Here is a 21,497-nt window from a genome sequence, read left to right as displayed (position 1 = left end):
CTCACTTCTTGCCGCCGGGGCCCCAGATGCCGGCGAACACGAGCAGGATCGCCGACACCAGGATCGTGAGGGTCACCACGACGCCGTTCATCTCCGGCTCGCCCGCCCGGGCGCTGGGCACGACGAAGCCGAACACGACCAGCACGAGCAGGCCGAGACCGGCGATGATCGATTCCGTGGCGCGGAGCGAACGCATGGCTCTTGGTACCGCACGCGGGCTGGGCGTGCACGTCGTGGCGACGTACCCGTGATCGACCCACGACGGCTGCGGGTGCTGCGCGCGCTCGCCGACCACGGCACCGTGACGGCGGCGGCGCAGGCCCTGCACCTCACGCCGTCCGCGGTGTCGCAGCAGCTGGCCGCCCTGGAGTCCGAGGTGGGGCACGAGCTGCTGCGGCGGCGTGGCCGGCGGGTGTCGTTGACCGCCGCCGGCGAGCTGCTGGTCCGGCACGCCAACGCGGTGGCCGCGGAGCTGGAGCGGGCGCAGGCGACGCTGGCCGCGTTCACCTCCGGCGCGACCGGGCGGGTCGAGGTCGGCAGCTTCGCGTCGGCGATCACGCAGGTCGTCGCGCCCGCGCTGGCCGCGCTGCGGGTGACCGCGCCGGACGTGACGCTGCGGGTGCGCGACGTGGAGGGGCACGCCAGCGTGCCGCTGCTGCTCGACGGCGAGATCGACCTGGCGATCACCGAGGAGTACCGGCTGCGCACCGACGACCGGCGGCTGACCCGGTTCCCGCTCTACACCGAGCCGTTCGACGTGGTGCTGCCGCCGGCGCACCCGTTGGCCGGTCGGGCGGAGGTGGACCTGGCCGACCTCGCGGACGACGACTGGGTCGTGACGCTGCCCGGCAACCCGGTGCGCGACGTCGTGCAGCTGGCGTGCGAGGACGCCGGTTTCGCGCCGCGGATCACGCACACGTCCGACGACTTCCGGGCCATCGGCGCGTTGGTGCGGGCGGGCGCGGGGGTGGCTCTGGTGCCCCGCAACGCCGTGCGCGGCGTGCCCGTGCGCGGCACGGCGCCGTTGCGGCGGGTGGTCGCGGCCGTTCGCCGGGGCAGCGAGGACCACCCGTTGATCCAGCTGGTCCGGGACGCCCTGCTGGACGCCGTCGGTCAGTGAGGGGCGCGGGCCGCCAGCTTCGCCGACGCCGGGTCCGCCGCCGCCACCGCGCCGCGGGCTGCCAGCTGGCACAGGTCGAAGCTGGTCGAGGCGAGCTTCGCGCCCACGCCCGCCAGCGCCGTGTGGTTCATCGACAGGCTCGTCACGCCCAACCCGGTCAGCACGCACGCCAGCAGCGGATCGGCGGCGGCCTCACCGCAGACGCCCACCGGCTTGCCCGCGGCCGTGCCCGCGTCGCCGACCAGCTTGATCAGCCGCAGCAGGGCGGGCTGCCACGGGTCGTTGAGCGCGGCCACCGCGCCGACCTGCCGGTCCGCCGCGAACACGTACTGGGCCAGGTCGTTGGTGCCGATGGAGACGAAGTCGACCGCGGCCAGCACCTCGTGGGCGCTCAGGGCCGCCGCCGGGATCTCGATCATCACGCCCGCGCGCCGGATGCCGGCCGCGCGCGCCCGTTCGGCGAACCACGCGGCCTCGGCGGCGGTGGCGACCATCGGCGCCATCACCGACACGTCGGCGTCGGTGTCGGCGGCCGCGAGCGCGATCGCTTCGAGCTGGCGTTCCAGCACGTCGGGGCGGTCGAAGGCGACCCGGAGGCCGCGCACGCCCAAGGCGGGGTTCGGCTCCGGCTCGGGCGCCAGGAACGGCAGCGGCTTGTCCGCGCCCGCGTCCAGCGTGCGGACCACGACGGGCTTGCCCGCGAACGGCGCCAGCACCGCCGCGTACGCCTCGCGCTGCTCGGCCACCGACGGCTCGGTCGCGGCGGACAGGAAGCAGAACTCGGTCCGGAACAGGCCGACGCCCTCCGCGCCACCGGCCGCCGCCGCGACCGCGTCGGCGGGGGAGCCGACGTTGCCGAGCACCTTCACCCGGTACCCGTCGCGCAGCACGCCGACGCCGTTCCACTCCGCCCGGCCCGCGACGTGCGCCGCGCGGACCGTGCCGTCGGAGGCCTGCACCACGCCGGTGTCGCCGTCCACGAGCAGGGCGGGCACGTCGAGGTCGAGCACGCCGCGGCACGCCACCACGGCCGGGATGCCGAGCGACCGGGCCAGGATCGCGGTGTGCGAGGTGGGTCCGCCCTCCTCGGTGACCAGGGCCAGCACCTTGGCCGGGTCGAGGCCGGCGGTGTCGGCGGGGGCCAGGTCGCGGGCCACCAGCACGGACGGCGAGGCAAGCGACGGCACACCGGGCGCGGCCACGCCGAGCAGTTCGGCGACCAGCCGGTCGCGGACGTCGCGGACGTCGCGGGCCCGTTCGGCCATGTACCCGCCCGCCGCTTCGAGTGCCGTGATGAACCCGCCGGCGGCCTGGTGCACGGCCCGTGCGGCGGGCAGGGAGTCGGACGTGACCAGCTTCTCGGCCTGGGACAGCAACGCGGGGTCGGCCGCCATCGCCGCCGTGGTCTCCAACACGTCCTTCGCGTCACCGCTCGCCGCGGCGGCCCGTTCGCGCAACCGGGCCACCACCACCTCCGCCGCGGGCCTGATCCGCGCCGCCTCGGCCACCGGATCCGCCGGCGCGGGCCCGACCGGCGGTTCCCCCAGGGGCTCGGCGACCCGGACCACGGGCCCCGACGCCCGCCCGGAACTCACCCCGACACCACTCAGCCGCGCACTCGACATGGTCTAGACCATACCCTCAGGTCGACGGGACGTGAAGGACAAGCCAACGCCACCGACCCCGAACCCGCTACCCGGCCCGCTACATCGGCAGCCCGGCCACGGCAGCAGCGCCCAGCCACCCCAGCACACGCCCACCCCTGCCCTCGCCCCGCCTTCGCCCCGGCCGGAACCGGCCGGAACTGTGCGGAAGGGCTTCGCAGGGGTCCCCGCCAAGGGGATCCCTTGCTTTCATTCTGCCGGCGAGGTCCGACATTTCCGGGTGGTCGGTGGTGCGGGTTCATCCGGTTCGCAGTTGGGCCAGGGTCGGGTAGGAGGGTTGGGCGCCGGCCGAGGTCACCGAGTGGGCGGCGACGCGGGCGGCGAAGGTGGCGGCTTCCGGTAGGGACGAGTCGGACGACAGGGCGACCGCCAGGGCGCCGGCGAACGCGTCGCCGGCACCCGTCGTGTCCACAACGGACACCGCGGGCGCGCCGACCTCGACCACACCGGACGGTGTGATGACGGCCGCGCCGCGGGCGCCCAGCGTGACCACGGCGGACTTCGGGCCCAACGCCAGCAGCCCTTCGAACGACGACGCCAGCGACGCCGCCTCGTGCTCGTTCACGATCAGCGGGTCCAGCAGCGCCATCGTCTCCGCGGGCACCTCGACCACCGGCGACAGGTTCAGCACCGGCCGGACGCCGTGGGACGCCGCCACCCGCACGGCGTGCGACACGGTCGGCACGGGCACCTCCAGGGAGCACACCAGCACCGACACGTCGTCCCAGGTCAGGGCGTCCACATCGGACACACCGAGGTCGGAGTTGGCGCCGGGGGCGACGACGATCGAGTTCTCACCGTCCGGCGTCACGGTGATGTAGGCCAAGCCCGTGGGCCGGGAGGACGTGCGCACGAAATCGGTCCGCACACCCGACGACGACAGGGAGCCCAACAACAACTCCCCGTACTGGTCCCCGCCCACCGCACCTGCGAACGCCACCGACGCGCCCAGCCGAGCGGCGGCCACGGCGGTGTTCGCGCCCTTGCCACCGGGCAGGACGACGGTGTCGCCGCCGAGCACAGTCTCACCGCCGGCGGGTCGGCGTGGCACCGAGACGACGAGGTCCGCGTTGGCCGAACCGAGCACGAGAACAGTCACGGTGGCACTGTGCCAGGTCCCGGCGTGACCGGTTCGGTACCGGGTTGAGTAGTGGTACGGATTCCGGATACACCGGATCCGGGCGACTCTGGTCACATGACCGGTACTGGGCAGGACCCGTTGACGAGGCTCGCGGACGAACTCGGGCACCTCGGCCGCCGCTTGGAGGCGGTGGGCCAGGAACTGCACCGGGTCGGCAGCGCCCAAGCGGTGACGACGTCGACCGCTCCGCTCGCCCCCGGCACGGCGGCCGCACCTACCTCCGGCACGCCCGTGACCAGCGCGCCCGTGACCGATGCGCCAGTGGCCAGTGCACCGGTGACGGGCGCGCCCGCGAGTGAGCCGACCGCGCCCGCCCCACGGCAGACCGAACCGGCCCAGACCGCGCACGCGCCGGCCCAGACCGCGCACGCCCCGGCCCAGCCGGCCGCTCCCACCTACCCGACGGCGCCCCGACCGCCCGCCCACCCGAACGGCCCGACGGCCTACCCCGCGCCCCAGCCCGGCTACGCACCACCACCGCAGGGTCCACTCCAGGGCCCGCCGCAGGGCTGGGGCCAACCCGCCCCGTACTGGCCACCGACCCCTCCGCCGCCGCCCGGCCCCACGCTCTTCGACCGCCTCGCCAAGGACGGCGCGGGCAGCAAGCTCCTCGCCTGGGTCGGCGGCGCGGTCACGCTGCTCGGCGTCGTCCTCCTCCTGGTCCTGGCCGTCCAACGCGGCTACCTCGGCCCCCTGCCCCGCGTCCTCGGCGGCGCCGCGCTCGGCGGCGTGCTGGTCGGCCTCGGCCTGTGGCTGCACCGCACCCCGGCCGGCCGCACCGGCGCGTTCGCCCTCGCCGCCACCGGCATCGCCGTGCTCTACCTGGACGTCATCGCCGCCACCTCGATCTACGACTACCTGCCCGAAGGCGGGGGTCTGGCCGCGGGCCTGCTCATCGCGGGCGGCGGGCTGCTGCTCGCGCTGCGCTGGGACTCGGCCGCCCTCGCCATCGGCGTGGTCGCGGCCTGCGCCGTGTGCGCACCCGTCCTCACGCAGGGGTTCACGCCGCTGCTCGTGGCGTTCCTGCTGGTCCTGAAGATCGCGGCGAGCCCGGTGCACCTCAAGCGCGACTGGCCGTGGCTCGCGGTCACCGCGGGCGTGCCGCCGCTGATCGCCTCGGTCCTGGTGATCGGCCGCACGGACGAGTACGCGCTGGCCGGGATCTCCTTGCTCGCCGCCGTGATCGGCGTGGCCGCCGCCGTGCTCACCATCAACGCCCGACCCGCCGACACCACCGCGCTCGCCCTCGCCGTCGGGTCGCCGCTGCCCGCCCTGCTCACCACCGCCGTCCTGGACCGCACCCTCGGCGCGGGTGTCGCCGGCGCGGTCGCGGTGCTGATGCTCGCGCTGTGGGCGGCCGGTCGGCGCTCGTTGCCGAAGAACTTCACCGCGGCCGTCGGCGCGGTCGGCGTGTTCGCGTTGTTCCAGGCCACGACGATCGCCCTGGACGGCGGCACGCGGGCCGCGGTGGTGCTGGCCGAGGCCCTGGTGCTGGCGTTCCTGGCCAAGGTCCTCGCGTCGCGCGGTCCGCTGCTCGGCTCGCTCGTGTTCGGCGCCATCGGTTTCCTGCTCACCGTCGCGCACGCCGTGCCGCCGCGACTGCTGCTGGACGAACCGTGGCGCGTGGACAGCTCGGGGTTCCTGGTGTCCGGCATGCTGACCGCGCTGGTCCTCGGGGTGCTCGTGGTCGTGCTGCCGTGGGTCGCTTCGGGCCTGGGGATCCTGGGCAGGCACCCGTTCCCGTGGATCGTCACGGGTGTCGTCCTGCTGTACGCGGCGGCCGGTGTCGTGTTGTGCGGTGCGCTGCTGGTGTCGCAGGACGTGACCGGATTCCTCTTCGGTCACTCGATCGTGACGGTGTCGTGGACGGTCGCCGCGCTGGTGCTGCTGGTGCGCGGCATCGACCGGAAGTCCCTGCGGGTGGCCGGGTTGGTGCTGGTCGGCGCGGCGGTGGCGAAGTTGCTGCTGTTCGACATGGCCGCGTTGGACGGCATCGCGCGCGTGCTCGCGTTCATCGGCGCGGGCCTCGTCCTCCTGACGGCGGGCACGCGTTACGCCAAGCTGGTGGCAACTCGGCGAATTTCGGCTGATTCGTAGCTCTCGGGATCCAAAACGGCCCGGACTGCGTCAACCTGGTGTAGAGGTCTACGTCGTCGGGGTACGACCACCGGTGCTCCGGCACCGGCAGGGGTCCGGCGTCGGTCGTTTCGCCCCCCGAGCGACCGGCGCCGGGCGCACCGCCGCCGTTGCCGCCCGTCCCGCCGCCGCGGGCGGCAGCCCGACCCCATCACCCGGTCCGGCACCAAAAGGCACCCGTCCGTAGGACGAGGGTGGAACCCGACCGCGCGGCGGTGTTCCCATCCAGCCATGTGGGGACGACGACGCACCGCAGCCATGGGCACCGCAGCCGTCCTCCTCGCCGCCGCGCTCTCCGCCGCCGGCCAGGAGCGGTCGCACGTCGTCACCGTCGCCGGCACACCCGCGCCCCGGGCCTACGTGATCACCCACGACGGCCGGGTGCAGGTGCTCGACACCACCGACGGCCGGGTCGTGGCGAGCGCCAACACCGGCGCGTGGACCACGGGCGCGGCGGTCGCGCCGGGTGGCCGGCGGGTGTACGTGGTCAACGGCTGGGCGGGCGTGATCACGGCGGTCGACCCGGTGGCGGGCAAGGTCGTCGGGCGCATCGACGCCCGCGCGCAGCTCGCGCAGGCGGTGCTGCGCCCGGACGGCGAACGCCTCTACGTCACCGGCAGCGGCGCGGTGGCGGTGGTCGACCCGTCGACGTTCCGCCTGGTCGCGGCGATCAGGGCGGGCGGGCAGCCGCAGGGCATCGCGGTCACGCCCGACGGCCGCCGGCTGTACGTGGCCAACGCGCAGGACGGCACGGTGAGCGTGCTCGACACCGAGACCGCGAGCCCGCGGACCACGATCGACGTCGAGGGGATGCCGCAGCACGTCGCGGTCAGCCCGGACGGCGCCGCGGTCTACGTCAGCTCGCTCGACGTCGGCGAGGGCGGCGGCACCGTCTCCATGATCGACGCGCGCACCGACGAGCTGCGCTGGTCGACGCCGGTCGGCAAGGGCGCGGGCAGCATCGCGGTCACCCCGGACGGCCGCCGCGTCTACGTGGCCCTCAACCGCCGCGTGGCCGTCGTCGACACCACGACCCGCGCCGCGAAGTCGTTGCGGCTCAGGGCGAAGGCGCTGGCCATCGCGCCCGGCGACCGCCGCGTGTTCCTGTCCAGCGGCAACACCGCGACCGTGCTGGACAGCGCCGACAACCGGGTGCTGACCACGTTCCAGCTCGGCGGGTTGAACGACGGTGGCCGCGGCGTCACCGCCACGGCCATCGCGTTCGAACCGGTCGACCACTCCTGAGACGCCGACCGACCGCCTAGACGTGCTGCGGCAGCCGCTCGTCCTCCACCGGCGCCTCCTCGTGGATCGCCATCCGCTCCTGGATCCGCCGCAACGGCCCCGGGGCCCACCACGCGGCGTCGCCGAGCATCTTCATCACGGCGGGCACGAGCAGCATCCGCACCACGGTGGCGTCCAGCGCGAGCGCGAGGATCATGCCGACGCCGACGAACCGCATCATCGTGATCTGCGAGAACGCGAACGCGCCCGTCACCACGATCAGCAGCAGCGCCGCGGCCGTGATCACCCGGCCGGTCTTCGCCAGACCGGTGGTCACCGCCTCCTCGGTCGACGCGCCGCGACCGCGCGCCTCGACCATCCGGGACAGCAGGAACACCTCGTAGTCCGTGGACAACCCGAAGACCACGGCCGCCATCAGCACCACGATCCCGGACTCCAGCGGCGCGGGCGTGACGCCGAGCAGCGACGCGCCGTGCCCGTCCTGGAACACCCACACCAGCACGCCGAACGTGGCCGACAGGCTCAGCGCGCTCATCACCACGGCCTTGATCGGCAGCAGCACGGACCCGAACGCCAGGAACATCAGCACGAACGTCGCGCCGACCAGCAGCACGATCATCAGCGGCAGCTTCTCGCCGATGGCGTCGAGGCTGTCGCTCACCATCGCCGTGCTGCCGCCGACGAGCACCTCGTCACCGGGCCCGGCGAGCGCCCGCACGTCCCGCAGCGCCTGCTTGGACTCGTCGCTCAACGCGTCCTGGTCCAGCCCGGCGTTGACCAGCCAGACGCCGTCGGCCGGCTCCGCCGCGACCTGCGCCTCGCCGACACCGGGCACCGCGGCGACGTCGCCGACGAACTCCTGCACGGCGGCGGGCGACGGGTCGCCGGTGATCACGATCTTGAAGCCGGAGTTGGACAGCGCGGCGAAGTCCTCGTTGACCGTCTCCGCGGCGACGCGCGCCGGGTTGCCCTCGGGCAGCACCTTCTCGGTGACCTCGCCGAACTTCACGCCGAGGAACGGCGAGCCGAGCGCGAGCAGGACCAGCACGATCGGCAGCGCGAACAGCACCGGCCGCTTCATCACCCGGGCGGCGAGCCTGCGCCAGCCTGCCTCGGACGGCACCTTCGGCTGGTTGCCGGTTCCGCCGGCGGCCTTCTTGCGCCACGGCAGGGCGAGCTTGTCCACGCGGTGGCCCAGGACGGCCAGCAACGCGGGGAGCAGGGTGAGCGACACGACCGCCGCGATGGCCACCGCCGACATGCCGCCGTAGCTCAGGGACTTCAGGAAGCCGTGCGGGAACAGCAGGAGCCCGGCGAGCGCGATCACCAGCAGCGTCGCGGAGAACAGCACGGTGCGGCCCGCCGACATGACCGTCCGGCGCACGGCATCCGGCGTGTCGCGGCCGGCGGCCAGCTCCTCGCGGAACCGGCCGACCATGAACAGGCCGTAGTCGATCGCCATGCCGAGGCCGAGCAGGCTGGCCACGTTGACCGCGAACGAGTTCACGTCGGCGACCAGCGAGACGGCGTGCAGCACGCCGAGCGAGCCCATGATCGCGAGACCGCCCACCAGCACCGGCAGCGACGCGGCGACCAGGCCGCCGAAGATGATCACCAGCAGGATGAGCACGATCGGCAGCGAGACGGCCTCGGCCTTGGTCAGGTCGGAGGCGGACATGTCGCTGATCGCCTTCTGGGTCGGCACCAGGCCGCCCACCTGCGCCTCCAGCCCGTCGACCTGGAGCCGGTCGGCGATCTGGTCGTACTGCTTGAGCTGCGTGTTCGAGTCACCCGAGGTCAGCGTGATCACGACGAGCGACTTGCCGCTCTGCGGCGACGGGAACGGCGGCTGCACCTTCAGCACGGCGTCCGCCGGGAGGTCGGCCAGCTCGCCGGCGATCTGCTGGAGCTTGGCGGGGTCGGTGGTGTTGTAGACCACCAGCACGTCGCCGCCCTGTCGGCCGAACGCGTCCTGCGCGACCTGGTTGGCCCGCGCGGCCTCGCTCGTCGGCGCCTCGTAGCCGCCCTGGCTGAGGCGGTCGAACACGCCGAGTCCCCAGATGCCGCCGACCACCGCCAGGGCCACCGTCGCGATCAACACCACCCATCTGCGGCGGTACGCCAGCGATCCCCACTTCGCGAACACGCGTCCTCCCAGGCAGATGGGTTACGGTTGGGTGAATGGCGTCAACTACGTAAACGGTGTTCACTCACCTGTCCCGAAGTTATACCCGGGTGAACGGTGTTTACAACCTGATTGGGTGACTTATGACCGAGGCCACTCGCCGTGAGCGGCTACGCGCTGAGACCGAGCGTGACATCCGGCGACAGGCCCGTGCCCTGCTCGTGGAGCACGGCCGGGACGCCGTCACTCTGCGTGCGATCGCACGTGAAGTCGGCATCACCGCCCCCGCGCTGTACCGGTACTACGACTCGCGCGAGGACCTGCTCCGCCGGCTCGCCGAGGACATCTGCACGGACCTGGCCGCCGAGCTCGACGCCGACCTCGACGGCATCGACGAGGACGACGTCAGCGCGCAGGTCTACGCGGTGTGCCGGGGCTTCCGGCGCTGGGCGCTCGCGCACCCGCAGGAGTTCACGCTGGTGTTCGCCTCCACCGAGGACGCGCTCGGCTCCTGCGCCCCGGACGGCCGAGGCCAGGTCGGCGACCAGTTCGGCCGGGTGTTCCTGGAGGTCGCGGGCAGGCTGATCGCGAGCCACCCGCTGCCGGAGGACCTCGGCCACGACGCGCCGGAGAACCTGCACGCCGACCTGGCGGCGTTCCAGCAGGTGCTGCTGGCCACCGTGAACGACCGCGGCGTCGCGGTGGACGCGAGCGTGCTGCCGCTCGGCGCGGTCTACCACATCACGCAGTCGTGGGTGCGGATCTACGGTCACGTGGCCCTGGAGGTCTTCGGCCGCTTCCCGTTCGCGGTGTCCAACCCCGAGCCGATGTTCGACTCGATGCTCGCGCAGATCCTGGGAGAGATGGGTTTTCGTCACCTGACGCGTCCGTGAGCTGCGACTTCCGGGCATACCTGCTGGGCCGTTCGAGGGCTTTTCGCGTCCGCGGCGCAACCAGGGGCACCCGGGCGGGGTTGCATGTGGTGGCCGCAGCGGCGAGAACGACTCGGGGCGGGGGGATGGTGGCGGGGAAGAGTTCCGACAAGGGATCCGGCGGCGTGGCGTTAGTGGCCGCGGTGCTCGTCGTCCTCGCGGGCGCGGGCGGGGCCGGTGGCGCGGCGCTGAACTCGGGCGCGAGCGGCGGAGGCGGGGCGGCGGCCCCGGTGGAGAGCATCGGCGTCCGCAAGTGGGACGCCAAGCGCGCGGCGCGCGGCGGTGACACCGAAGGCGCGATGAGCCACCTCGGTGTCGGGATCAGCAAGCAGGCGGTCAAGCAGGAGCTCGACTGCGTGGCGAACTCGTTCGGCCAGGTGCGCGACTTCCTCGCCCAGACCCCGTGCACGTCGCTGGACCGCCTCCTGCTCGCCGTCGGCGACCAGGCGGGCAACGCGGCCGTGGTGTCGGTGGTGTGGGTGACGTTCCCGGGCCGCAACCACGCCCGGCAGTTCGACCGGGTCATCGACGTCGCGGGCTCCGGCGACGTGCAACCGCTCGGCGGCGGGGTGGTCGGCATGCCGGACGTCCGGTTCACCGCCACGCACTACTGGTCGGAGATCAAGGACACCACGATCACGATCGCCGAGTCCGAACCGGCAACCGGGCACGTCGAGCCGGACCTGCTCGACGCGATGACCGAAGTGGCCGCCCAGTTGCCCCGTCCGTGAACCGGCTGTCCGCGAACCCCGCTACAGCACCACGTTGACCAACCGGCCCGGCACGACGATCACCTTGCGCGGCGAGCCGCCGTTCAGCAGCTCGGCCACCTTCTCCTCGGCCAGCGCCGCCGCCTCCACCTCGGTCGCCGACGCCGACGCCGTCACGACCACGCGCGCCTTCACCTTGCCGTTGACCTGGATCGGGTACTCGACCGTGTCCTCGACCAGGTACTTCTCGTCCGCCGCCGGGAACGGGCCGTGCGCCAGCGAGTCGGTGTGGCCCAGCTTGGCCCACAGCTCCTCGGCGACGTGCGGGCTCAACGGCGCCAGCATCAGCGCCAGCGGCTCGGCCAGCGCGCGCGGCGCGCCGCCCGGGAAGTGCTTGGTGACGTGGTTGTTCAGCTCGATCAGCTTCGCGCCCGCCGTGTTGTAGCGCAGGTTCGCGAAGTCGTCGTGCACGCCCGCGATCGTCTTGTGCAGCAGCCGCAGCGCGTCCTCGCCCGGGTCCTCGTCGGTGACCCGCGGCTCGCCCGTGGTCTCGTCGACCAGGTTGCGCCACAGCCGCTGCAGGAACCGCTGCGCGCCGACGACGTCCTTGGTCGCCCACGGCCGCGAGACGTCCATCGGGCCCATCGACATCTCGTACAGCCGGAACGTGTCGGCGCCGTACTTCTCGCACATCTCGTCCGGCGTGACGACGTTCTTCAGGCTCTTGCCCATCTTGCCGTACTCGCGCTTGACCTCTTCGCCGTCGAAGAAGTACTTGCCGTCGCGCTCCTCCACCTCCTCGGCGGGCACGGGGGTGCCGCGCGAGTCGCGGTAGGCGTAGGCCTCGATGTAGCCCTGGTTGAACAGCCGCCGGTACGGCTCGTCGCCGGACACGTGGCCCAGGTCGAACAGCACCTTCTGCCAGAACCGCGCGTACAGCAGGTGCAGCACCGCGTGCTCCACGCCGCCGATGTACAGGTCGACGCCGCCGGGGTCGGACGGGCCGTGCTCGTCGGTGCGCGGGCCCAGCCAGTACCGCTCGTTCTCCGCGTTGACGAACCGCTCGGACTCCGTCGGGTCCACGTACCGCAGCTGGTACCAGCACGAACCCGCCCAGTTGGGCATGGTGTTGGTCTCGCGCCGGTACTGCTTGGGCCCGTCGCCCAGGTCCAGCTCGACGGTGACCCAGTCCTCGGCGCGCGACAGCGGCGGCGACGGCTCGGAGTTCGCGTCGTCCGGGTCGAACGTGCGCGGCGAGTAGTCGTCCACGTCGGGCAGCTCGATCGGCAGCATCGACTCCGGCACCGCGATCGGCGTGCCGTCGGCGTCGTACACGACCGGGAACGGCTCGCCCCAGTACCGCTGCCGGGAGAACAGCCAGTCGCGCAGCTTGAACTGCACCGTGCCCTCGCCCCGGCCCTGCTCCTCCAGCCAGGCGATGATCTTCTTCTTGGCCTCGTCGACGTCCAGGCCGTCCAGGCTCACGCTGCTCTCGTGGCTGGAGTTCACCGCCGGACCGGAGCCCGTGTACGCCTCGCCGTCGAAGTCCTCCGGCGGCTGCACGGTCCGGATGATCGGCAGGTCGAACGCCTTGGCGAAGTCCCAGTCGCGCTGGTCCTGGCCGGGCACCGCCATGATCGCGCCGGTGCCGTAGCCCATCAGCACGTAGTCCGCCAGGTACACCGGGATCCGCGCGCCGTTGACCGGGTTGACCGCGTGCGCGCCGGTGAAGACGCCGGTCTTCTCCTTGTTCTCCTGCCGGTCCAGCTCGGACTTGCGCGACACCTCGGCGCGGTACGCGGCGATCGCGTCGGCCTGCTCGGCGGACGCGATCACGTCCACCAGCGGGTGCTCGGGCGCCAGCACCATGTACGTCGCGCCGAACAGCGTGTCGGGCCGGGTGGTGAACACCTCGACGTCGACGCCGTCGTGCCCGGCCACGGCGAACTTGACCCGGGCGCCGTGCGAGCGCCCGATCCAGTTGCGCTGCATCGCCTTGATCTTGTCCGGCCAGTCCAGCCGGTCCAGGTCGTCGATCAGCCGGTCGGAGTACGCGGTGATCCGCATCATCCACTGGCGCAGGGAGCGCCGGAACACCGGGAAGTTGCCGCGCTCGCTGCGGCCGTCCGCGGTGACCTCCTCGTTCGCCAGCACGGTGCCCAGGCCGGGGCACCAGTTCACCGGCGCCTCGGACAGGTACACCAGGCGGTGCTGCCCCAGCAGCTTCTCCCGCTCCGGGCGGGTCATCTCGGCCCACGGCTTGTCGGGCGTGGCCCGCTCACCGGACGCGAACTGCGCCTCCAGCTCGGCGATCGGCCTGGCCTTGCCCGCCGCCGGGTCGTACCAGGAGTTGAAGATCTGCAGGAAGATCCACTGGGTCCACTTGTAGTAGCCCGGGTCGATGGTGGAGATCCGGCGGCGCTCGTCGTGGCCCAGGCCCAGCCTGCGGATCTGCCGCAGGTAGGTCTGGATGTTGTCCTCGGTGGTCTTGCGCGGGTGCTGCCCGGTCTGCACGGCGTACTGCTCGGCGGGCAGGCCGAACGCGTCGAAGCCCATCGTGTGCAGCACGTTGCGGCCGTTCATCCGGTGGTACCGGGCGAACACGTCCGTGCCGATGAAGCCCAGCGGGTGGCCCACGTGCAGGCCCGCGCCCGACGGGTAGGGGAACATGTCCTGCACGAACAGCTTGTCCGCCGGCACCTCGCCCTTGAGCGGCCCGACCGGGTTCGGCGCGTGGAAGGTCCCCTCCTCCTCCCAGTGCTGCTGCCAGCGCCGCTCGATCTCGCCCGCCAACTGGGCGGTGTAGCGGTAGGCGGGCGTCGCGTCCGCCGCGTCGGTGCTCATCGGGATGTCCCTCTCCATCGGTACCTGCCCCTGACATGACGAAACCCCCCAGCCCGGAAGGGCATGAGGGGTTGCCGCGCGGACCTGGCTGACGAGGTCTGCGCGGCTAGCTAAGGAGCAGGCGGGCCTTGCTCATGTCCTCCACGGTATCAGCGCAGCGCAAGTGCGTTGCACCGGGTGAGGCCGCGGTGGGCCCGCGAACCCGGGGCCGGCCCCACCCGGATCGGAGGACCGGCCTACCCTCGTCAGGGTGAACATCGTGCTGCCAGTGGTGCTGGGTCTGATCGGTGTCGCGTTCGCGACCATCGGCTTCCTCGGCGTGCGTGGCCTGCTGCGGCGCAACCGCTTCTTCGGTGTGCGCACCAAGGCCACGCTGCGCGACGACGAAACGTTCGCGCTGGCCAACAAGATCGCCGGCGTGCCGACCGCGACCGCGGGCGCGATCGCCCTCGTGGCGGCCTTCGCGGCGGCGGTCAACCCGGCGTTGGCGCTGGTCATCGGCCTGGTCGGGCTGGTCGGCAGCGTCGTGGTCGCGAGCGCGGGCGGCGTGCTCGGCCACCGGGCCGCCGAGGCGATGCCCGAGCAGGCGGCGCCCGCCGGCTGCGGCGGCTGCGCGTGCGGTGGCGGCGGCTGCAGCGTCCTGACCCGCGCCTAGTTCCGGCGGATGTCCGTCGGGAACGTCGCCATCAGCGCCGTCGGCATGCCCTGACGGCGCAGCACCCGTCCCCACAGGTCGACGTTCGGCGGCGTGAGCACGTCGTCGGGCAGGCCCTTCACCACGATCCAGTCGCCGCGCGCGACCTCGTTGCCGAGCTGGCCCTCGCCCCAGCCGGAGTAGCCGGCGAACACGCGCATCCCGCGCACCTTCGCCACCAGCACGTCCGGGTCCGCGTCCAGGTCGACCAGCGCCACCGGCCCGTGCACGCCGACCACACCGTCGAGTGACGCCAGGTCCTCGCCGGTGCGCAGCGCGGCCAGGCACAGCGCCGTCTTCTGCTCCACCGGCCCGCCGATGTAGACGGCCTGCGGCCTGCTCACGTGCGGGCCCCACGCGGGCAGCACGTCGTGGACGGCGACCTCGCTCGGGCGGTTCAGCACCACGCCGAGGCTGCCCTCGTCCCGGTGGTCGATGACGTAGACCACCGTCCGGAGGAAGTTGGGGTCGGTCAGAGTCGGTGCCGCGACCAGCAGGGAACCCGGTTCGACGTCGGCATCAGGGCGCACACCACGCATGATCCCAGACGACGACCGCGGGCCAGGCGACGCAGCACGCGCACCGCGCGGACGCGCCATTCCGCCGTCGGCGGAACATCCGGGTTACCGTGTTCGTTGTAGTGAGCGTCAGGCGCCATCGAGTCCCCCGGGCCCACTGAAACGCCTACGCGGAATACCGTTCGGCTGGAGCCGCGTAGTGCCACCCGCCGAGAGGCGACCGGGCGCCTGGCACCAGGGAGGCCGGACCCCACGCGGGTCCGGCCTTCGTGGTCCGGAGGTCCGGAGGCATAGGCTCACCACCGTGACCACTGCCGGCACCACCGCGGCGAAGCACCACCTCGGTGTCCGGAAACTCCTCGCGCTGGCGGACTTCCGCAGGTTGCTGGCCTCGCGGCTGGCCGCCCAGTGGGGCGACGGCCTCTTCCAGGCGGGCCTCGCCGGCGCGGTCCTGTTCAACCCCGAGCGCCACGCCGACCCGCTCGCCGTCGCGGCCGGGTTCGCCGTGCTGCTGCTCCCGTACTCGGTCGTCGGCCCGTTCGCGGGCGCCCTGCTCGACCGGTGGGACCGCCGCCGGGTGCTGGTGGTGGCGAACCTCACCCGCGCGGTGTTCGTCCTGCTCACCGCGGCGGCCGTCGGGCTCGGGCTCGCCGGCGTGCCGCTGTACGCCTCGGCGCTGTTCGTCACGGGGGTGAGCCGGTTCGTCGGCTCCGGCCTGTCCGCGTCCCTGCCGCACGTGGTGGACGGCGACCACCTCGTGGAGGCGAACGCGTTCGTCACCACGCTGGGCGCGTTGACCGCGGTGCTGGGGGCGGGCTGCGCGGTGGGGTTGCGGTCGGTGTTCGGCTCCGGTGACGGCGGCTCGGCGTGGACCACGACGTTCGCCGTCGTCGGCTCGCTCGGGGCGGCCTTAGTGGCCTCCCGCTTCGCGCGTGGCGCGCTCGGACCCGACGAGGTGGACGAGCCCAGCCGGACCGTCACCGCGGTCGCCCTGGGCCTGCTGGACGGCGCACGGGCCGCGTGGCGGGCGCCCAGCGTCGCCGCCGCCCTGGTGGCGCTGCTCGCGCACCGGCTCGCGTTCGGCGCGTCGTTGCTGCTCACGCTGCTGCTGATGCGCAACTCGTTCACCGACTACGGCCCGCTCAAGGCGGGCATGGCGGGGCTGGGCGAGGTCGCCGTCGCCGGTGGCGCGGGCATCCTGCTCGCGGGACTCGTGACCGACCGGGTGGTGGACGTGCTCGGCCGGCGGGGCACGGTCTGCGCCGCGCTCGTGCTGGCCGCCGCCACCCAGCTCGGCCTCGGCCTGCCCATGCTGCTGCCGACCATCCTGGTCGCGTCGTTCGTGCTGACGTTCGCGGGCCAGGTGGTGAAGCTCTGCGTGGACGCGGCCGTGCAGGGCGACATCGGCGACGAGGTCCGCGGCCGGGTGTTCGCCCTGTACGACACGTTGTTCAACGTCACGCAGGTGGCAGCCGTCACCGCCGCGGCGGCCGTGGTGCCCTTGGACGGTCGGTCCCCGGGCCTCGTGATCGCCGCGACGGCGGCCTACCTGCTCGGTCTGCTCGGCTACTTGTTGCTGGTCAAGCGATCGGCGACAGCCCCCACCCACTGACCTGCCCCGCCCGTCTGCGGAGCAGCGGCCAGGTCACCGCGGCAGCGGCAGGCGGATGATCCCGGTCTCGTGCGCGTAGACGACCGCCGCCATCCGATCACGCAGGTTCAGCGCGCGGAGGATCTCCGACACCACCGCCCCCACCTGGTGCTGGCTCAGCGCCAGCACTCGCGCTATCTCGTGGTCCGCGAGCCCCCTGGCCAGGCAGCGGAGCACGGCCCGCTGCCGGTCGGACAGCTCGTCCAACCCCTGTTGTGCCCGGGTGCCCCCCTCGGACAATCCCCAAGCGTTCATGCGACACCACCCCCAGTGCGCGTCTGACGCACACAGTCATGGTCCCGCAACAGGCTGTCACTGGCCAAGCCCGAAGTCGGAGATTGGTCACTTGGTGTCAGTCACCAGGCGGCCGGACGCCCTCCGCGCGCGCCCACTCGAGCAGCTCGGCGACCGCCTCGTCGTGCTCCAGCGGGCCGCGGTCCAGGCGCAGCTCCTTGAGGAACTTCCACGCCTTGCCGACCATCGGCCCCGGTGGCAGGCCCAGCAGCCGCATGATCTCGTTGCCGTCGAGGTCCGGCCGGACCCGCTTGAGGTCCTCCTCGGCGGCGATCCGCTCGATGCGGCGCTCCAGGTCGTCGTACGTCCGCTGCAGCGCGTTGGCCTTGCGCCGGTTGCGCGTGGTGCAGTCGGCGCGGACCAGCTTGTGCAGGCGGGGGAGCAGGTGCTCGGCGTCGGTGACGTACCGGCGCACCGCCGAGTCGGTCCACTCGCCGCTGCCGTAGCCGTGGAACCGCAGGTGGAGGTACACGAGCTGGGCGACGTCCTCGACGATCTCCTTCGAGTACTTCAGTGCGCGCAAACGCTTGCGGACCATCTTCGCGCCGACCACCTCGTGGTGGTGGAACGACACCCCGCCGCCCTCCTCGAACCGCCGGGTGTCCGGCTTGCCGATGTCGTGCAGCAACGCGGCCAGCCGCAGCACGAGGTCCGGCTCCGGGCCGTCCTCCAGGTCGATGGCCTGGTCGAGCACGACCAGCGAGTGGTGGAACACGTCCTTGTGCTGGTGGTGCTCGTCGATCTCCAGCTTCATCGCGGGCAGCTCGGGCAGCACCACGTCGGCGAGCTTCGCCTCGACCATCAGCTCCACGCCCGCCCGCGGGTGCGCGCCCGTGAGCAGCTTGGACACCTCGACCTGCACGCGTTCGGCGGTGATGCGGGTCAGCTCGCCCGCCATGGCCGACATGGCGTCGAGCACGCGTGGCGCGACGGTGAAGCCCAGCTGGGACACGAACCGGGCCGCGCGCAGCATCCGCAGCGGGTCGTCGGAGAACGACTCCTGCGGCGTCGCGGGGGTGTCCAGGGTCTTGGCCCGCAGCGCCTCCCGCCCGCCGGTCGGGTCGATGAGCTGCCGGTTCACCACGTCGTAGGCCATCGCGTTGACGGTGAAGTCGCGGCGCACCAGGTCGCCCTCGATGCTGTCGCCGAAGGTCACCTCGGGGTTGCGGGTGACGCCGTCGTAGCTGTCCGCGCGGAACGTGGTGACCTCGACGGTCTGCCCGTGCTTGGTCGCGCCGACGGTGCCGAAGGCGATGCCGGTGTCCCAGATCGCGTCCGCCCAGCCCTTGAGCAGCGCCATGATCTGCGGCGGCCGGGCGTCGGTGGTGAAGTCGAGGTCGCCGGACAGCCGGCCGAGCACGGCGTCCCGCACGCTGCCGCCCACCAGGTACAGGCGATGACCGGCCGCGGCGAAGCGGGCGGCCAGGTCGTCGGCGACGGGGAGCGAGCTCAGCAGTTCCACCACGGCATTGTCCTGCCCAGGAGAAGTGGTGGTGGAGGCGATGGGTCCGGACACGAGCAGCCAGCCTACTGGTCGGCGGCGTGCGGCTCGAACGAGTTGCCCGGCGGTCGATCACCGCCCGCCACCGGGCGGTCACGTCCGGTACCCGCTGGTCGCCACTACCATCAGGGCATGCCCCAGTCGTCCGGTCGCTCCGGCGGTCCCAAGCCGAGGCGCCGGAACCGGCGTCGCGGTCGGCGGCTGAAGACCGTCGACGAGACCTCGGCGGGTGGACTGGTGCTCGACTTCGAGCAGCACGTCGCCGCGATCATCGGGCGGCTCGACCGGCGCGGCAGGCTGTTGTGGTCGTTGCCGAAGGGTCACATCGAGGCCGGTGAGACCGCGGAACAGACCGCGGTGCGCGAGGTCGCCGAGGAGACCGGTATTCATAGCAAGGTCCTGCGCCCGCTCGGCTCGATCGACTACTGGTTCGTCGCCGAGGACCGGCGGGTGCACAAGACCGTCCACCACTTCCTCCTGGAAGCGCTGGGCGGCGAGCTTTCCGACGAAGACGTGGAGGTCACCGAGGTGGCGTGGGTGCCCCTTGGCGAGCTGGACGACCGGCTCGCCTACGCGGACGAGCGTCGACTCGTGCGCCGAGCCGCCGAACTGCTCTCCGAGTACCAGACGGACGGAGCGGAGTCCGCGTGAAACGGCTGCTGTCCGCACTAGCGGCGGCGGGGGTCCTCCTCGTGACGACGGCGTCCGCGGCGCCCGCCGCGCCCGCCGACAGCGGGCGGCTGCCGGTGCGACCGGCGCCCGCCACGCAGGTGTGGGCGACCAGGGCGCTGTCCAGCCAACCGGGCCAGCAGTCGCAGGTGTGGCTGCGCCTGGACGTCGAGGAGATGACCCCCCGGGTGATCACCGCGGACGGGCCGGACTCGATCACCATCTCCGGCAAGGTGGTCAACGTCGGCGACCGGCCGATCGAGGACATCGAGCTGCGCCTGGAACGCGGTCAGCCGCTGACCGGCGAGGACGAGGTCCGCGAGGCGCTGCGCGAGCCGACCGACGCCGAGTTCGTCCAGCCGAACTTCACCCCCGTCACCGACCGCCTCGAGCAGAACGAGTCGAAGCCGTTCCAGCTCACCGTGCCCCTGCGCGGCACGGGCCCGACCTCGCTGCGCATCACCGAACCGGGCATCTACCCGATCCTGGCCAACATCAACGGCGTCCCGGCCTACGGCGGGCGGGCCCGGCTGGCCGCGCTGAGCACCCTGCTGCCGGTGCTCGCGATGCCCGGCGGGCAGGCGCCGTCCCCGCCCGCGAACCCGGCCAAGCTCACCCTGCTGTGGCCGCTGGCCGACCGGCCGCGCGTCCTCACCGCCAACCCGACCGTGCTCACCGACGACGAGCTGGCGGGCTCGCTGGCCATGGGCGGCAGGCTCTACGGCCTGCTCATGGCCTACGAGTCGGCGCTGACCGGCCCGTTGGGCACCGGCGTGTGCCTGGCCGTCGACCCCGACCTGCTGCGCACCGTCGAGGCGATGACCCAGGGCTACGAGGTGCGCGGCCAGGGCGCGGGCAAGGGCAAGAGCGCGGCCGAGCTGTGGCGCGACCGGTTGCGCCTGCTGGTCGCCGGCCGGTGCGTGATCGCGCTGCCGGACGCGGACGCCGACCTGGTCGCGCTGTCCCGCGCCCAGCTCGCCGGCCTCACCGACCTCGCGCTCAACGGCGCCGAGGTGGTCCGCGACGTCCTCGGGGTGCAGCCGACGCAGGGCCTGACCTGGCCCGAGGACGGCGTGCTCGACCAGCCGACGCTGGCGGACCTGACCAATCGGGGCGTCACGTCCCTGGTGCTCGACCAGTCGGCCGTCGCCGGCACCCCCGGCACGGGACCGGTCCGGTTCGACGTGGCCGAGGGCAAGCCGGTCACGGCGGTGCGCGTCGACGGCATGGTGTCCGACGCGTTGTACGGCGCGGCGACGACCAGGCCGGTCGCGGGCGTGACCACGCCCAGCGAGACCCGGCCGGTGTCGGTGCAGAACGCGCTGGCCGCGCTCACGTTCCGGGCCGGGTTCCAGAACACCGGCCAGCACGTGGTCATCGCACCGCCCCGCCGGTGGAACGCCCCGACCGGCGAGGTCGACACGCTCCTGCGCGCGGCGAAGTCCCTGGTCGCGGACGGGTTCGCGACCCCCGTCGGCCTGGAGTCCCTGCTGGCGGCGCCGCCCGAGCAGACCGCCGCGCTGAGCTACCCGGTCGAGGCCGGCGCCCGCGAGGTGCCGCCGTCGGTGACCGCCTCGGTGGCCGAGTCGTGGGCCCGGTTGCAGCAGCTGTCGGAGTCGATGAGCCAGCCGGACGCGGCGTCCGCCGAGGTGGGCGACCTGATCGACCCGCTGCGGCTGGCGCTGCTGCGCGCGGTGTCGGGCGCGTGGCGCGGCAACGAGGACGGCGCGCGGGCCGCGCTGGCGGCGGGCCGCGAGCAGATCGACGGCTTGCGCGGCCAGGTCACGGTGACCGAGCCGAACAGCCCGATCCTGCTCGGCTCGGGCGACAGCCCCATCCCGCTGTCCATCAAGAACCGGCTCGACGTGCGGATCACGGTGCGGATCGTGATCGAGGACACGCCGGGCATCGTGGCCAGGGACCTGACCGACATCGAGCTGCCCGCGCGCGGCGACCGGCTGGTGCGGGTGCCGGTGGAGGTGCAGCGGTCCGGGCGGTTCCCGGTGCACATCCGCCTGGTCACCACCAGTGGCGTCGAGCTGGGCGAACGGGCTCGGCTGGAGGTGTCGTCCTCGGCGTACGGGACGATCACGGTCGTCATCACCGGTCTGGCGGGCGCCGCGCTGGTGCTGCTGTCCGCCAGGCGCATCTACCGTCGGGTGCGCGCCGCCCGGGCCGCCTCCGCGCAGGTGCCGAACGACGCGAGTGGGGTCACGCCGCCGGAGAGGTCGAGCACGAGTTGAGCGGAACAAC

General features: G+C 73.0%; 17 protein-coding genes. 9 read left to right on the top strand and 8 right to left on the bottom strand.

The genetic code is table 11. The annotated features are described in order from the left end of the window. Position 1 precedes the first annotated feature (1 nt). Positions 2 to 196, bottom strand: coding sequence for a hypothetical protein (locus ACZ7GX_RS01055; RefSeq protein ID WP_498771432.1), 195 nt, complete (start codon positions 194 to 196; stop codon positions 2 to 4). A 51-nt stretch (positions 197 to 247) separates the two neighbouring features. Between ACZ7GX_RS01055 and ACZ7GX_RS01050 the strand changes: the two genes are divergently transcribed. Next, positions 248 to 1,120 carry a LysR family transcriptional regulator gene (locus ACZ7GX_RS01050; RefSeq protein WP_498771430.1) on the top strand — a complete coding sequence of 291 codons (873 nt, stop codon included), beginning with the start codon at positions 248 to 250 and terminating at the stop codon, positions 1,118 to 1,120. Here the strand turns inward: ACZ7GX_RS01050 and ptsP are convergent. Further along, on the bottom strand, positions 1,114 to 2,745 hold the full coding sequence (gene ptsP / locus ACZ7GX_RS01045) for a phosphoenolpyruvate--protein phosphotransferase (protein WP_498771428.1): 1,632 nt from the start codon (positions 2,743 to 2,745) through the stop codon (positions 1,114 to 1,116). The two genes, ACZ7GX_RS01050 and ptsP, sit on opposite strands and share 7 nt — an antisense overlap. A gap of 277 nt (positions 2,746 to 3,022) precedes the next feature. After that, complete coding sequence (locus ACZ7GX_RS01040; RefSeq protein WP_498771426.1) at positions 3,023 to 3,883, bottom strand: ribokinase; 861 nt, start codon at positions 3,881 to 3,883, stop codon at positions 3,023 to 3,025. 96 nt (positions 3,884 to 3,979) lie between these two features. Between ACZ7GX_RS01040 and ACZ7GX_RS01035 the strand changes: the two genes are divergently transcribed. Together ACZ7GX_RS01035 and ACZ7GX_RS01030 are read left to right on the top strand one after the other, a co-directional pair. After that, positions 3,980 to 6,022: a DUF2339 domain-containing protein gene (locus ACZ7GX_RS01035; protein WP_498771424.1), complete on the top strand. Its 2,043-nt coding sequence runs from the start codon at positions 3,980 to 3,982 to the stop codon at positions 6,020 to 6,022. Between the two features lie 297 nt (positions 6,023 to 6,319). Further along, positions 6,320 to 7,306 (top strand): outer membrane protein assembly factor BamB family protein, encoded by a 987-nt coding sequence (locus ACZ7GX_RS01030; RefSeq protein WP_498771422.1) that lies wholly within the window; start codon positions 6,320 to 6,322, stop codon positions 7,304 to 7,306. Positions 7,307 to 7,322: 16 nt separating this feature from the next. Here ACZ7GX_RS01030 and ACZ7GX_RS01025 read toward each other — a convergent pair whose 3' ends face one another. After that, entirely contained in the window at positions 7,323 to 9,452 is a 2,130-nt protein-coding gene (locus ACZ7GX_RS01025) for an MMPL family transporter (RefSeq protein WP_498771420.1), read from the bottom strand. A 122-nt stretch (positions 9,453 to 9,574) separates the two neighbouring features. Here ACZ7GX_RS01025 and ACZ7GX_RS01020 point away from each other — a divergent pair, with 122 nt between their 5' ends. Continuing rightward, on the top strand, positions 9,575 to 10,324 hold the full coding sequence (locus ACZ7GX_RS01020; protein WP_498771418.1) for a TetR/AcrR family transcriptional regulator: 750 nt from the start codon (positions 9,575 to 9,577) through the stop codon (positions 10,322 to 10,324). Positions 10,325 to 10,488: 164 nt separating this feature from the next. Then, the gene (locus ACZ7GX_RS01015; RefSeq protein ID WP_498771415.1) at positions 10,489 to 11,094 is read left to right on the top strand and encodes a hypothetical protein; all 606 of its coding nucleotides are present in this window, start codon (positions 10,489 to 10,491) and stop codon (positions 11,092 to 11,094) included. Between the two features lie 21 nt (positions 11,095 to 11,115). Here the strand turns inward: ACZ7GX_RS01015 and leuS are convergent, their stop codons facing one another. Continuing rightward, complete coding sequence (gene leuS, locus ACZ7GX_RS01010) at positions 11,116 to 13,917, bottom strand: leucine--tRNA ligase (RefSeq protein ID WP_498771413.1); 2,802 nt, start codon at positions 13,915 to 13,917, stop codon at positions 11,116 to 11,118. 250 nt (positions 13,918 to 14,167) lie between these two features. Here leuS and ACZ7GX_RS01005 point away from each other — a divergent pair, with 250 nt between their 5' ends. Continuing rightward, positions 14,168 to 14,572 carry an SdpI family protein gene (locus tag ACZ7GX_RS01005; protein WP_498771411.1) on the top strand — a complete coding sequence of 135 codons (405 nt, stop codon included), beginning with the start codon at positions 14,168 to 14,170 and terminating at the stop codon, positions 14,570 to 14,572. Here the strand turns inward: ACZ7GX_RS01005 and ACZ7GX_RS01000 are convergent. Next, positions 14,569 to 15,150: a YqgE/AlgH family protein gene (locus tag ACZ7GX_RS01000; protein ID WP_498771409.1), complete on the bottom strand. Its 582-nt coding sequence runs from the start codon at positions 15,148 to 15,150 to the stop codon at positions 14,569 to 14,571. The genes ACZ7GX_RS01005 and ACZ7GX_RS01000 overlap by 4 nt on opposite strands. Positions 15,151 to 15,433: 283 nt before the next feature. On the opposite strand from ACZ7GX_RS01000, the gene ACZ7GX_RS00995 reads away from it, so the two are divergent. Next, a complete protein-coding gene (locus tag ACZ7GX_RS00995) occupies positions 15,434 to 16,741 on the top strand; it encodes an MFS transporter (RefSeq protein ID WP_498771407.1) in 1,308 nt (435 codons plus the stop codon). Positions 16,742 to 16,774: 33 nt separating this feature from the next. Here ACZ7GX_RS00995 and ACZ7GX_RS00990 read toward each other — a convergent pair whose 3' ends face one another. Both ACZ7GX_RS00990 and ACZ7GX_RS00985 read right to left on the bottom strand, forming a co-directional pair. Continuing rightward, positions 16,775 to 17,035, bottom strand: a complete 261-nt coding sequence (locus tag ACZ7GX_RS00990; protein ID WP_123744844.1) for a response regulator transcription factor — start codon at positions 17,033 to 17,035, stop codon at positions 16,775 to 16,777. A 97-nt stretch (positions 17,036 to 17,132) separates the two neighbouring features. Further along, a complete protein-coding gene (locus ACZ7GX_RS00985; RefSeq protein ID WP_498771404.1) occupies positions 17,133 to 18,590 on the bottom strand; it encodes a CCA tRNA nucleotidyltransferase in 1,458 nt (485 codons plus the stop codon). A 117-nt stretch (positions 18,591 to 18,707) separates the two neighbouring features. On the opposite strand from ACZ7GX_RS00985, the gene ACZ7GX_RS00980 reads away from it, so the two are divergent. Both ACZ7GX_RS00980 and ACZ7GX_RS00975 read left to right on the top strand, forming a co-directional pair. Continuing rightward, complete coding sequence (locus ACZ7GX_RS00980; protein WP_123744843.1) at positions 18,708 to 19,226, top strand: NUDIX hydrolase; 519 nt, start codon at positions 18,708 to 18,710, stop codon at positions 19,224 to 19,226. Then, the gene (locus ACZ7GX_RS00975; protein WP_498771402.1) at positions 19,223 to 21,487 is read left to right on the top strand and encodes a DUF6049 family protein; all 2,265 of its coding nucleotides are present in this window, start codon (positions 19,223 to 19,225) and stop codon (positions 21,485 to 21,487) included. The genes ACZ7GX_RS00980 and ACZ7GX_RS00975 overlap by 4 nt, the downstream gene beginning before the upstream one ends. Positions 21,488 to 21,497 lie beyond the last annotated feature (10 nt).

The organism is Actinosynnema sp. NPDC037264 (genome assembly GCF_055603705.1).
This window is presented reverse-complemented; position numbering and strand designations above follow the sequence as displayed.